This window comes from Pseudomonas sp. RL_5y_Pfl2_73 (assembly GCF_963970515.1).
In the GTDB taxonomy this organism is placed as follows: Bacteria; Pseudomonadota; Gammaproteobacteria; order Pseudomonadales; family Pseudomonadaceae; genus Aquipseudomonas.
On the sequence record NZ_CAXAPD010000018.1, the window covers coordinates 1 to 13,176 of the forward strand.

The 13,176-nt window shown below is 62.3% G+C and carries 10 protein-coding genes; 9 read left to right on the forward strand and 1 reads right to left on the reverse strand.

Annotation, left to right across the window (positions count from 1 at the left end; translation table 11 throughout):
- Positions 1-1,093: retention module-containing protein (locus tag AACY42_RS17855; protein WP_339481320.1), on the reverse strand; the 1,093-nt coding region annotated here is incomplete at its 3' end.
- A gap of 358 nt (positions 1,094-1,451) precedes the next feature.
- Between AACY42_RS17855 and AACY42_RS17860 the strand changes: the two genes are divergently transcribed.
- The 9 genes from AACY42_RS17860 to AACY42_RS17900 all read left to right on the forward strand — a co-directional run bounded on the left by AACY42_RS17860 (position 1,452) and on the right by AACY42_RS17900 (position 13,030).
- Positions 1,452-2,801 carry a TolC family outer membrane protein gene (locus AACY42_RS17860; RefSeq protein WP_339481322.1) on the forward strand — a complete coding sequence of 450 codons (1,350 nt, stop codon included), beginning with the start codon at positions 1,452-1,454 and terminating at the stop codon, positions 2,799-2,801.
- 37 nt (positions 2,802-2,838) lie between these two features.
- Positions 2,839-4,995 (forward strand): type I secretion system permease/ATPase, encoded by a 2,157-nt coding sequence (locus AACY42_RS17865; RefSeq protein ID WP_339481324.1) that lies wholly within the window; start codon positions 2,839-2,841, stop codon positions 4,993-4,995.
- The gene (locus tag AACY42_RS17870) at positions 4,985-6,352 is read left to right on the forward strand and encodes an HlyD family type I secretion periplasmic adaptor subunit (protein ID WP_339481326.1); all 1,368 of its coding nucleotides are present in this window, start codon (positions 4,985-4,987) and stop codon (positions 6,350-6,352) included. Before AACY42_RS17865 ends, AACY42_RS17870 begins: the two co-directional genes overlap by 11 nt.
- Positions 6,353-6,767: 415 nt before the next feature.
- Positions 6,768-7,670: a TauD/TfdA dioxygenase family protein gene (locus AACY42_RS17875; RefSeq protein WP_339481328.1), complete on the forward strand. Its 903-nt coding sequence runs from the start codon at positions 6,768-6,770 to the stop codon at positions 7,668-7,670.
- A 37-nt stretch (positions 7,671-7,707) separates the two neighbouring features.
- The gene (locus AACY42_RS17880) at positions 7,708-8,037 is read left to right on the forward strand and encodes a hypothetical protein (RefSeq protein WP_445261519.1); all 330 of its coding nucleotides are present in this window, start codon (positions 7,708-7,710) and stop codon (positions 8,035-8,037) included.
- 301 nt (positions 8,038-8,338) lie between these two features.
- Complete coding sequence (locus AACY42_RS17885) at positions 8,339-9,115, forward strand: efflux RND transporter periplasmic adaptor subunit (protein ID WP_339481330.1); 777 nt, start codon at positions 8,339-8,341, stop codon at positions 9,113-9,115.
- Positions 9,112-10,431, forward strand: a complete 1,320-nt coding sequence (locus AACY42_RS17890) for an efflux RND transporter periplasmic adaptor subunit (RefSeq protein WP_339481332.1) — start codon at positions 9,112-9,114, stop codon at positions 10,429-10,431. The genes AACY42_RS17885 and AACY42_RS17890 overlap by 4 nt, the downstream gene beginning before the upstream one ends.
- 1 nt (position 10,432) lies before the next feature.
- Entirely contained in the window at positions 10,433-12,529 is a 2,097-nt protein-coding gene (locus AACY42_RS17895) for a biotin/lipoyl-binding protein (RefSeq protein ID WP_339481334.1), read from the forward strand.
- A 9-nt stretch (positions 12,530-12,538) separates the two neighbouring features.
- Entirely contained in the window at positions 12,539-13,030 is a 492-nt protein-coding gene (locus tag AACY42_RS17900; protein ID WP_339481336.1) for a GNAT family N-acetyltransferase, read from the forward strand.
- Positions 13,031-13,176 lie beyond the last annotated feature (146 nt).

Sequence of the window (13,176 nt, forward strand, 5' to 3'; positions counted from 1 at the left end):
TGACCGCAGGCGTGGTGCTTGGTACCAGGTTTTCAAAGTTGCCACCCGTCGCACCGGTAATGGTGGTGCTGACCGTGCTGCCGTTGTTGTAGACGTCATTGGCTGGCGTCTCGACGGTCACGGTGCCAGTGCTCTGGCCGGCGGCGATGGTGATGACCGAGCCGTTGCTCAAGGTCACGGTCACCGGGGTTTGGGCTGGGTTAGTCAGGGTGGCGGTGTAGGTGATCTGGCCGCCTTCGGTCACGGTGTTGCCCGCCGTCAGGGTGACGGTGGTGGTGTCGATGGTATCGGTGATCTGAGTCACGGCCGGCGTGGTCGGCAGGGTGACGGCGATGCCGCTACCGCCAGTGGTGCCGGTGACGGTCACGCTGATCTGGCTGGCGTCGTTATAGACGGTGTCGTTCGGCGCCAGTGGTACGTTGACGCTGCCAGTGGTTTGTCCGGCAGTGATTACGATCACGGAGCCGTTGGACAGGGTCACGGTCAGGTCGGTCCGGGGCGCCTGGGTGACAGTGGCGGTGTACACCAGCACACCGCCGGCCTCGGTCAGGGTCGGGGTGGCGCTCAAGGTCAGCGTCGCGTCGAGCACTGCGTTGGCTGTGGTATCGGTGTCCAGAGCAGTAATGTCTGTGTCGGTTATCGCGGCTGTGCTCAACCCTTCAGTCGGAAAGCCGATGGTAGGGTCGACGCTGCCAGCGGTAGCATCCAGCACCACAAAACTGTGCCCGCCACCGGCAGCTCCACCCGTACCTGCGGCAGTGGCGCCAGCGGCGGTGGCTTCCAGGGCGGTCGTCGGATCGACGCCCGCGGCGATGGCTTGTTGCAGCTCTTCTACCGACGGCGCGGCCTGCGCTGCGGCCTGTTGAAGATCGGTAGACGAGTCTGGGGCATTGGCGCTCCACTGGGTGTCGCGGCCCAGGTCCAGGGTACGGCCATCGGCCAGGTCCAATGTGACGGCGCCAGAAGGGCCAGTGTCCAACTGATCGCCGGTGTACAGGCGATCACCTTCAATGAGTACGCGTCGGATACCTTCTGGGGATACGACGAAAACCTGACCAACAATGCTTTTGACGATGGCAATAACACTGCTCATTGAAGACTCTCCCGGTGCAACGCTCAGTAGACTTCCATGTACCCGCCAGCTTGTAGGCAGCAGGGGTCTGGACGTTCATGTTCACAGAATAAGATTATTTGACGCTTTTGCGTGTCAATATTTTGGCAATTTTTTTTTCAGGTTTTTGTTTGTGCCAAACTATTGACCTTATGCTGGCCATCCTAAACAATCGCTGCCGCAATGTCACATTGATATTTAAGCGGCGACCTGTTCTTCCGGTGCATGTTCCAGCTCCTGCTTTGAACTTTCCGATATACGGTCATTCCGGTTGCCATCATCCGATGCAGCGCCACGTTTCGCTGTGATCCAAGACAAGTGTTTCAGGAAGAAATCCACCATGCGTTCGCCTCTGTTCATGGCTTTACCCTTCGCCCTCGCCGCCAGTTTCGTACAAGCACAAACCTTGCCGCAGGCCATGCAACAGGCGCTGGATGTCCATCCTGAGATCCAGGCCGGCGTGAACAGTCGCCTCGCGGCGGATTACCAGCTCAAGGCGGCCAAGGGCGGCTATCTGCCCAGGGTGGACCTGGCAGCCGGATATGGTCGTGAAGGCACCGACAGCGTCACCACCCGTTCGGGTGGGACTAATCATTGGGAGACCCTGAACCGCAGCGAGTCGAGCCTGCGCTTGACGCAAATGGTCTTTGACGGTTTTGCGACGTCCAGCGAAGTGGGGCGTCAACAAGCCACCGTGAATGCTCGTGCCTACTCGTTGCTGGACGCGTCCGAGCGCACCGGGTTGACGGTGGCCCAGGTCTACCTGGACGTGCTGACCCGTCGCGAATTCGTGCGCCTGGCCGAGGCAAACCTCAAGAGCCACGAGCGCATCTTCGACCAGATCAAACTGCGCACTTCCCGCGGCGTGGGCAGCGGTGCCGACCTGGACCAGGCCGAAGCGCGCATGGCCCAGGCCCGCAACAACCTGATCACCGAACAAACCAACCTGGCCGATGCCGAGACCAACTACCTCAGCGCCGTCGGCCAACTGCCCGATCAACTGGAGCGTCCTGCCGATTTTCTGGCGTTGCTGCCGGCCAATCTGACCGAAGCCCGCGCCCAGATGCTGGACAACAGCCCGGTGCTGCGTTCGGCCGAAGCTGACATTGCCGCTGCCGAGCAACAGTACGAAGCCGCCAAGTCGAGCTTCTACCCACGCTTTGACGCCGAGTTGGGCCGCACCGCCGACAATGACCTGGACGGCCAGAACGGGCACAATAATGAATGGCAAGCCATGCTGCGCATGCGTTTCAACCTGTATGCCGGCGGCAGCAACAAGGCGGACCTGGAATCCAAGTCGTACCTGTCCAACCAGGCCTTGGACATCCGCAACAACGCCCTGCGCCAGCTCAATGAAGAGCTGGGCCTGGCCTGGAATGCCTTGAACAACGCCAACGCCCAAGTGCCGATCGCCCAGCAATATGTCGATCACAGTACCAGCGTGCGCACTGCCTACCAGAAGCAGTTTAGCCTCGGCGAGCGTACCCTGCTCGACTTGCTCGACAGCGAAAACGAGCTGTTCAGCGCTTCCCGTCGCCTGGCGGAAATCAAGAATGTGCAGCTGTTTACCCAGTACCGGATCAAGGCAACCATGGGGCAGTTGTTGAAAAGCCAGGGTGTTGTCGCGCCGTTGGCATCGGTTGTGCAGAACGACGTGAAGCCCAGGGTTCAGTTGCCTGGGATGAATTGAGTCCTACCACCCGTTTTAATCAGTCAGAGTGCCGAGCGTGGAATCAGAAGTCAGTCCAGTCGAACTAGTTCATGACCCGCGCACGCTGCACGACGACCCGCTGCTGGACGGTTTGCTGGCACTCTGCATGCTGCATCAGAAGCCGGCCAGCGCGGCGATGCTCACCACCGGCCTGCCACTGCCCAAGCAACGGCTGAGCGTCGAATTATTGTCGCGCGCGGCGGCCCGGGCCGGTTTGCAAGGCCGGGTGCTGCAACGCAAGCTTGAGCAAATCCCGGCCATCGCCATGCCGGCGCTGTTGCTGCTCAAGGATGGTCGCAGCGCCGTGCTGCTGGGCTGGGTCGGCGACGACCAGGCTCGGTTGCTGCTCAGCGAAAGTGACGGCGGTGAAGTCACGGTCAACCGCGAGCTGCTGTCCGATGACTACAGTGGCAAGGTCTTCTTCGCCCAACCGCAGCATAAATTTGACGTGAACCACGGCACGCTAATCCCTCGGGCGCGTTCGTGGTTTCGCGACACCCTCAAACGGTCCCGCTGGCTGTATGCCGACGCTATCGCGGCGAGCCTGTTGATCAACATCATTGCCATGGCCGCGCCGTTGTTCGTGATGAACGTCTACGACCGCGTAGTGCCGAACCAGGCTGAAGCGACACTGTGGGTGCTGGCCGTTGGGATCACCGGTGCCTATGTATTCGACCTGATCCTCAAGATGTTGCGCAGCCTGTGCCTGGACCTGGCCGGCAAGAAAACCGACCTGATCATTTCGGCGACGCTGTTCGAGCGTATCGTCGGCATGGCCATGAAATACCGCCCGGCGCGGGTCGGCAGCTTTGCCCAGAACATCCATGAATTCCAGAGCCTGCGGGACTTCCTCGCCTCGCTGACCCTCACCAGCCTGATCGATCTGCCATTTACCCTGCTGATCTTTACGGTCATCGCGATCCTCGGTGGGCACCTGGTGTGGATTCCGGTGTTGGCGTTCCCTATTGCCCTGCTGATCGGCTACGCGTTGCAAAAACCCTTGGTGGCGACCATGGAGCGAACCATGGCCTTGGGCGCCGAGCGTCAGTCCAGCCTGATCGAAACCCTGGCCGGCCTGGACGCCGTGAAGGTCAACAACGCCGAAAGCGAGCGCCAGTACCAGTGGGAACAGACCATCGGCACCCTCAGCCGTCTCGAACTGCGGGTGAAGATGCTGTCCGGCCTGGCGATGAACATCACTTTGCTGATTCAGCAATTGGCCGGGGTGATCATGATCGTCTTCGGCGTGTACCAGATCATCGCTGGTGACTTGAGCATGGGTGGGCTGATCGCCTGCTACATGCTCAGCGGTCGTGCCCTTAGCCCATTGGCTTCGCTGTCGGGCCTGCTGACTCGTTACCAGCAGGCGCGGGTGACCATGACCTCGGTCGACCAGATGATGGAGCTGCCCCAGGAGCGCAATTTCGACGAGCGCCCGTTGAGTCGCAAGGTCCTGCAGGGCGCCATTGAATGCCGCCAGTTGAATTTCACCTACCCGAACCAGCAGCACGCCGCGCTGAAGAACATCAACCTGGTAATCAAGCCGGGCGAGAAAGTCGGCATCATCGGCCGCAGCGGTTCGGGCAAGAGCTCCCTGGCCAAGTTGCTGGTGGGCCTTTACCAACCCGATGACGGTGCCTTGCTGGTGGACGGCATGGACATCCGCCAGGTCGATGTCAGCGAGCTGCGCTACAACATTGGCTACGTGCCCCAGGACATCCAGCTGCTGGCCGGTACGCTGCGGGACAACCTGACCTCCGGCGCCCGGTACGTCGAAGATGAGCTGGTGCTCCAGGCCGCTGAGCTGGCGGGGGTGCATGAGTTTGCCCGCCTGCACCCGCAAGGCTATGAACTGCAAGTCGGTGAGCGCGGGCAGAACCTGTCCGGTGGTCAGCGCCAGAACGTCGCCCTGGCCCGCGCATTGCTGCTCAACCCGCCCATCCTGTTGCTGGACGAACCCACCAGCGCCATGGACAACACCGGTGAAGAACGCTTGAAACAGCGCCTGGCCGCCGTGGTGGAAAACAAGACGGTGCTGTTGGTGACGCACCGGGCATCCCTGCTGTCGCTGGTGGATCGCCTGCTGGTGATCGACCGTGGACAGATCCTCGCCGATGGCCCGAAAGCGGCCGTCATGGAAGCGTTGAAGAAGGGGCAGATCAGTGTTGCTTAAAACCGGTTTAAAGGGCGCTGTGGGTCGCTATTTCAAAGGTTCCGACTCGCTGCACGGCCAACCGCTGCCCGAGGTCAACAAGGCGCTGATCGAGGACGCACCCCGGGTGGTGCGCTTGACGATCTGGAGCATCATCGGCTTCTTTATATTCCTGATGTTGTGGGCCAACTTCGCCGTGATCGACGAAGTGACCAAGGGTGACGGCAAGGCGATTCCCTCGTCCAAGATCCAGAAAATCCAGAACCTGGAAGGCGGCATCGTCGCTGAACTGTTCGTCAAGGAAGGGCAGATCGTCGACGCCGGCGCCCCGTTGATTCGCCTGGACGACACCCGGTTTGTCTCCAACGTCGGTGAAACCGAGGCGGATCGCCTGTCCATGTTGTTGCGGGTCGAGCGCCTGAGTGCCGAGGTCGATGACCGGCCGCTGAATTTTCCGGCCGATGTGCTCAAGGCGGTGCCGCGCCAGGCTGCCAGCGAGGAGTCGCTGTACATCAGCCGCCGGCAGCAGTTGCATGATGAAATCGGCGGTTTGCAGGAGCAGTTGATCCAGCGCCAGCAGGAACTGCGCGAATTCGTGTCCAAGCAGGCGCAGTACCGCGCCGGCCTGGCGCTGCAACGCCAGGAAATCAACATGTCCGAGCCGCTGGTGGCCCAGGGGGCGGTGTCGCCGGTGGAAGTGCTGCGGCTCAAGCGCGCCGAGGTCGAGACCCGTGGGCAACTGGACGCCACGACGCTGGCGATCCCTCGTGCCGAGTCGGCGATCAAGGAAGTGCAGCGCAAGATCGACGAGACTCGCGGCAAGTTCCGCAGCGAAGCGCTGACTCAGCTCAACGAAGCTCGCACCGACCTGAACAAGGCCCAGGCCACCGGCAAAGCCCTGGAAGACCGGGTGAGCCGCACCCTGGTGACGTCGCCCGTGCGCGGCATCGTCAACAAGTTGTTGGTGAACACCATCGGCGGCGTGATCCAGCCCGGCAGTGACCTGGTGGAAGTCGTGCCGCTGGACGACACCATTCTGGTGGAAGCGAAAATCCGTCCCCAGGACATCGCCTTCCTGCACCCCGGCCAGGACGCCACGGTGAAATTCACCGCGTACGACTACACCATCTACGGCGGTATGAAAGCCAAGCTGGAACAGATCGGCGCCGACACCATCACCGATGAAGACAAGAAAACCACCTACTACGTCATCAAGCTGCGCACCGAACGTAGCCACCTGGGCACCGATGACAAGCCGCTGCTGATTATTCCGGGCATGGTGGCGTCGGTGGACATCATCACCGGCAAGAAAACCGTGCTCAGTTACCTGCTCAAGCCAATCATCAGGGCCCGGTCCGAGGCGCTGCACGAGCGGTAGCACCTCAGAGCTGACTCCCCAAACTGCCGATTTGTGGCTTGAGGGTTTGAGGACTTGAGGCTTTTGTGGCGGGGCGAGGGAGCTTGCTCCCGCTTGAGTGCGCACCGCTCATCGCTTTTTTGGGGCCGCTGCGCGCCCCAGCGGGAGCAAGCTCCCTCGCGAAGGCGGTTTGTCAGTCAATGTATATGTAGCTGCCCCGACGCATTCGCGAGCACATTTGGTTTTGCAACTCTAGCCAAAAGCCATATGGTTATTCGCTAACGGTATTTAAATTGCTGTTCTTATGCCTTTAAAGTCATCCCCCTGCGTACCTGCCGACCAATCGGCGCGCCGCACGACACAAACCAACACGGTTACGCCGTGAGTTTTGATCGACTGCGCGCCCATTGAAGCGCGCCGTGCGTGGGAGTGATGTATGCCAGCCGTCTCTTTTTCTCCAGATTCAAATGCCGCGAACAGCGCGCCGCAATCGTTCGAAATTCTCCCGTTCCGCGATGCCGTAGGCGTCGAGATCGTCGGGCTGGACCTGTCCCGCCCCATCAACGACCAGGATTTCACCCGAATCCACCGCGCCCACCTGGACTATCACGTCGTGGTGTTCCGCGACCAACGCATCACTCCCGAACAACAGATCGCCTTCAGTCGCCGCTTTGGCGTGCTGCAGATCCATGTGCTCAAGCAGTTCCTGCTGGCCGGGCATCCGGAAATCCTCATCGTCTCCAACATCATCGAAAACGGCCAATCCATCGGCCTGGGGGATGCCGGCAAGTTCTGGCATTCGGACCTTTCCTATAAAGAACTGCCCAGCCTCGGCTCGATGCTTCACGCCCAGGAGTTGCCGAGTGAAGGCGGTGACACGTTGTTCGCCGACATGCACAAGGCCTGGGACGCTCTGCCCGAAACGTTGCGTCAAGCGGTCGAGGGCCGTTCGGCGGCGCATTCCTACACCGCGCGCTACAGCGAAAACAAATTCGAAGGTAACTGGCGCCCGACGTTGACGCCTGAGCAACTGGCCCAGGTGGCCGAAGTCGTGCATCCGATCGTGCGCACGCATCCGGAAACCGGGCGCAAGGCGTTGTTCGTCAGCGAAGGCTTCACCACCCGCATCGTCGGCCTGCCGGAGGATGAAAGCAAAGCCATCCTGGCCGAGCTATATGCCCACAGCGTGCGGCCCCAGAACATCTATCGCCATCAATGGCAGCCCCATGACCTAGTGTTCTGGGACAACCGCTCGCTGATCCACTTGGCCACCGGTTGCCCGAGCCATCTGCGCCGCAAGCTGTATCGCACCACCATCCAGGGCGACGCCCCTTTCTGATCGGCTGCGCAGCGCGCAAAGAGCCCGGAGGCTCATCATGTCCAAACGCATTGCTTTTGCACCGCTGGCCGCCGCCGTCGGCCTCGGCTTCAGTTTGCTCGTCAGCCGCCTGGTCGCGCCGGCCAGCGCCCACGCCGAGGGCGAGATTCGGATCGCCGAGCAGTTCGGCATCGTCTACCTGTTGCTGAACGTGGTCCGCGACCAGCAATTGATCGAGAAACACGGCAAGCAAGAGGGCATCGATATCAAGGTCGACTGGACCCAACTGTCTGGCGGCGCGGCGGGTAATCCGGCCCATGACTGGAAGAACGCCATGAATCAGTTCGCGGTTTTGTACGGAGATCGATTTATCAGGCCGACCTGGTGAAAATAAAGGCCTGCCTGACGGCAGGCCATTACCGGCTCGCACACAAAAAATCTGACACTCTCGCTAATGGCTGTTCTCAATCCCCAGAAACGAAAAAACCGGCCGAAGCCGGTGTTTTCACCCCAACGGCCAGAGAATTTAATCTCTGCGTACGGGGTTGAGCAGTGAGCGACTCCTAAGTTGAAGAAATCACGAGGTCAACACTACCGTTGCCACAGAGATTTCCCTCTCTTCACCGCTACTCCCTTGACGCCCCCCACCGCTGTCGTAGACTCCGCCCATCCGTCAGGGAGTAACGGTCATGCGACGTTTGAGTAGTTGGGTTGTGGGATTGGCCTTTGTAACGTGCGGGGTCCAGGCGCAAACGCCGGCTTTCGACGATCCGTTGCTTGAGAGCAACGTGTCGGCCAGTGCGCCTGGCAATGAGGCGCGAGGGGTGCTTCGAGCGCGGGATCAGGCGGTGCTGGCCAGCGAGTTGGCCGGGCGGATTGTCGAGTTGCCGTTCAGTGAGGGCGAGTCGTTCAAGAAGGGCGACACCCTGGCGCGTTTCGATTGCTCGGCCTATCAGGCCCAGCTCAATGCGGCCCAGGCCGCCAGCCGTGGTGCGGGTGAAGAGCTGGCGCATAACCGGCAGTTGGCGGCGTTGAAATCCGTTGGGCGTTTCGAGGTGTCGCGGGCCGAAGCCCGGCTCAGCGAGGCCCAGGCGCAGTCCCAGGTGTATCAGGTCCAGGTCAAGCGCTGCAGCGTGATCGCCCCGTTCGACGGGCAAGTGGTGGCGCGCAAGGTCCAGCGTTATGAAAGCGTCGCGGCCGGTGCGCCGTTGCTGGACGTGGTCGACAACCGCACCCTGGAGATTCACCTGCTGGTGCCTTCCCGCTGGATGGACAGGCTCAAGCCCGGCCAGCCCTTCACCTTTGTCCCCGATGAAACCGGCAAGCCGTTGCAAGCGACGGTCAAGCGCCTGGGCGCGCGTATCGACGAGGGTAGCCAGACCCTGCTGCTGGTGGCGAACGTGCCGGATGCCAGCGGCTTGCTGTCGGGCATGAGCGGCACGGCGCGTTTCGCGGAGCTCAAGTGAACGCGCCGATTTCAGGCAGCGCCGAGCAGGTGTTTGCCCGCTTCCTCGACCTTGAGCGCCAGACACGGGCAGCGCGGACACCGGCACAATTGAGCTACAGCCTCGTCAACGACGGCCAGGCCCTGTTCGGGTTTCGCCACGTTGCGTTATTGATTGCCGGCAAGGTCCAGGCCGTGACCGGCGTCAGCACCGTGGAGCCGAATGCGCCGTTCGTGGCGTTTGTCGAGCAGGCTGTGGCGCAATTGTTCAAACAGGGCCTGTTGAATCAGGCCCGAGTGATTGCCGCCGATGGGGTGAGCGAATCCGTCCGGGCAGACTGGCACAGCCTGTCGGCCGGACAAGTGTTCTGGCTGCCGTTGATCGATCATCAGGGCCAGGTGTTCGGCGGTTTGTGGCTAGCTCGCGACCTGCCTTGGACTCCTCCCGAACAAGTGCTGCTGTCGCAGCTGGGCGACACCTACAGCCATGCGTGGCTGGCGCTGCAACCGCGCAAGCCGTGGCGCCTGCGCTGGACGCGCAAGCGCCAGGTCGCCCTGGTGGCGGTGTTGCTGCTGGGCTTGCTAATCCCTGTGCGCCAGTCGGTGTTGGCCCCGGCCGAAGTGGTGCCGCTGGGCGGACAGGTGGTGGCGGCGCCGTTGGATGGCGTGATCGCCGAGTTCCTGGTCAAGCCCAACCAGACCGTCAAGAACGGCGACCTGCTGCTGCGTTTCGAAAGCACCAGCCTCAAGGCCCAGGCCGATGTGGCCGAACGTGCGCTGGGCGTGGCCGAGGCGGAACTCAAGGCCAACTCTCAGCGCTCGTTTGCCGATGCGGAGTCGAGTTCGAAGATTGACTTGCTGGCCGCCCGCGTCGAACAGAAACGCGCCGAGCACAACTACGCGCTTGAGCTGCTCAAGCGCAGCGAAGTACGTGCCGAGCGGGACGGCATCGCGGTGTTCGCCGATGCTGAGCGCTGGCTTGGCAAGCCCGTGCAAACCGGCGAGCGGCTGATGGAAATCGCCGATCCGAACCAGGCCGAGTTGCGTATTGAGTTGGCGGTGGGCGACGCGATTGCCCTGGAGCCCGGTGCGCAAGTGGCGTTGTTTCTCGACAGCGACCCGTTGCAGCGACACCTGGCCTGGCTCGAGCGCTCGGCCTATGAAGCGCAGCCTACCGCCGCCGGGCAACTGGCGTATCGGTTGGATGCGCGTTTCGATGCTCAAGCGCCGCGTATCGGCCTGCGGGGCACGGCGAAGGTCTTCGGCGACCGCGCGCCGCTGGCGTTGTACCTGTTGCGTCGGCCACTGGCCGGCTTGCGCCAGAGCGTAGGCCTGTAGTATGGCGCTGCCGAGCCTGCGGCCGGACCTGCAACTGTCCCCGGCGGCGCCGGACCCGGACGGTTCGCCGCAGTGGACCTTGGCCGATCCGGTGCGTGGGCGCTATTTCAAGCTTGGCGCGGCGGCGATGCGCATGTTGCGGCACTGGTCCCTGGGTGATCCGCAGCAGGTGCTGCAGGCCGCGAACCGCGAGCCGGGCCTGCCACTCAATGGTGAATCGCTGGAGCAGTTGCTGGGCTTCTTGCGCGGCCATGATCTGATCAGCGCGATGGACCCGCAACAGCGCGACAGCTACCTCTTCAAGACCGCCGCGCAGCGCCAGAGCCTATGGCAGATCTTGCTGCATCAATACCTGTTTTTTCGCATTCCGCTGTGGCGACCGGACGCTTTTCTCAATCGTGCCTGGCCCTGGTTGGCGCGGTTTGGCCCCGGGATCCTGCGCTATGGCCTGCCGCTGACCCTGGGCGTCGGCATCTTCCTGGTGTCGCGGGACTGGCAGCGTTTTATCGCCACGTTCCCGCATTTGTTCAGCCTGGGTGGTGCGTTGGCGTTCGGGGTGGCGTTGCTCTTCGCCAAGCTGTGCCACGAATTTGGCCATGCCTTCATGGCCAAGCGCGCGGGCTGTCGTGTGCAAAGCATGGGCGTGGCGTTCATGGTGCTGTTGCCAATGTTCTACACCGACGTCAGCGACGCCTGGCGGATCAATGATCGCCGCGCGCGGTTGCTGATCGGTGCCGGCGGGGTCCTGGCCGAACTGCTACTGGCGTGCATCGCGCTGCTGGCCTGGTCGCTGCTGCCCGACGGGCCGGCGCGCACCGCGGCGTTCATGCTCGCCAGCGCCACCTGGATCACCACGTTGATCATCAACCTGAACCCCTTCATGCGCTTCGATGGATATTTCCTGCTCAGTGATTTCTGGGCGGTGGATAACCTTCAGGGCCGTGCGTTCGCCCTGTGCCGCTGGCGCCTGCGCGAAGCCTTGTTCGGTTATGGCGCGGCTGCACCGGAACCCTGGTCGCCGAAGATGCGTCGTCGTTTGCTGGTGTGGGGCTATGGCTCCTGGCTGTGGCGGGCGCTGTTGTTTTTCGGGATTGCCCTGGCGGTCTATCACCTGTTCTTCAAGGTGCTGGGCATTTTTCTGATGATGGTGGAATTGGCGTGGTTCATTTTTATGCCCATCGTGAATGAATGGCGGCAATGGTGGAGTCGTCGTGAGCAAGCCCATGGTGCTCGGGTGTTCCTGAGCGGCCTGGTCGTGCTGGCGGTGCTGTTGGTGCTGTTGCTGCCTTGGCGCAGCGCGGTGGAAGTGCCGGCCATGCTCGAGGCCGGGCGCGCCAGTGCCTTGCATGCGCCGGTGGCGGCGCGGGTCAAGCAGGTGAATGTGCACGATGGCCAGACCGTGGCCCAGGGCGATGTGTTGATTGAGCTGGCGTCGCCGGACATGGCGTCGCGCCTGGCCATCGTGCGTCGGGAAATCCAGATCCAGCAGTTGCAGATGCGCCGTCAGGCCGGGCGCAGCGAAACCGCTGCCGATGCTGGCATCATCGAGCAGCAACTGGCCGAAGCGGTGGCCGAGTACCGCGGCCTGGTCGCCCAGCGCGAACGGCTGTTGTTGCGCGCACCCCATGCCGGTCAGGTGCGCGATTTGATGCCGCAGCTGGCGGTAGGGCGCTGGCTGTCACCGACGCAGGCGCTGGCGCGGGTGGTGCAGACCGATTCGCGGTTGCGCGGCTACCTGACCGAAGCCGAGCTTTGGCGGGTCGCGCCGGGCGCTACGGGGCGGTTCATTGCTGACGATCCGATGCACACCTCCATTGCTGTGCAACTGAATGAAATCGATACCAATGGCGTGGCCTGGGTCGAACAGCAAGCGTTGACGTCTGACCATCACGGGCCGATTGCGGTGCGCCGCGACTCGCAGCAACGGGCCGAGCCGGTGCAGGCGCAATACGGCGTGCGCCTGAGTGCGGTGGACGACACGTCGGCCCCGGTGCAACCGCTGCGTGGTGTGGCGGTGTTGCAGGGCAAGGGCGAGTCGGTGTTGGGAGCGGCCTGGCGCCGGTTGGCGGCGTTGGGTGTCAGGGAAAGCGGGTTCTAAGGGGCGAGCATGGATTCAGTGGCAGCAGAGGGATTGGTGGTGCGTCCATCGCGGGTCAGTGATGGGCCGTTCTTGCAGGGCCTGTACCAGGCGGCGCGACCGGACCTGCAATGGATCGATGGCGAGCATGAACAGGTGCAGCAGGTGATTGCCCAGCAGTTCCAGGTGCAGGAGCAGGGGTTGGGCGAAAATTTCCCCAACGCTATGCATTACGTCGTGGAAAAACTCGGCACCGCCATCGGCGCCTTGAGCACGGATTTCGGCCCCAATGAAATTCGCGTGCTGTACCTGGCCTTCATCCCCCAGGCGCGTGGGCAGGGGTATGGCCGGGCGGTGTTGCAAGGGGTGCAGAAAGCCGCGCAGCAGATCCGTTGCCCGGTGGCGACCGTGGTCTGGAGCAGCAACCCCCACGCCCGCCGGCACTACCTGGCGCTGGGTTTCGAAGTGCAAGAGCGCAACCCGGCAGCGGAGCGGTTGGTCTGGTATCCGAAAGGGGACTGAGCGTCCCCTGTAGTCCTGTGCGAGCTTCCATCCATCCGTAACCCGTGGCGAGGGAGCTTGCTCCCGCTCGGCTCTGTAGGTGCTGGCGCAGCCTGCGATCTTTTGATCTTTCGCTCCAGACTCAATTGGCAGTGAAAAGATCGCAG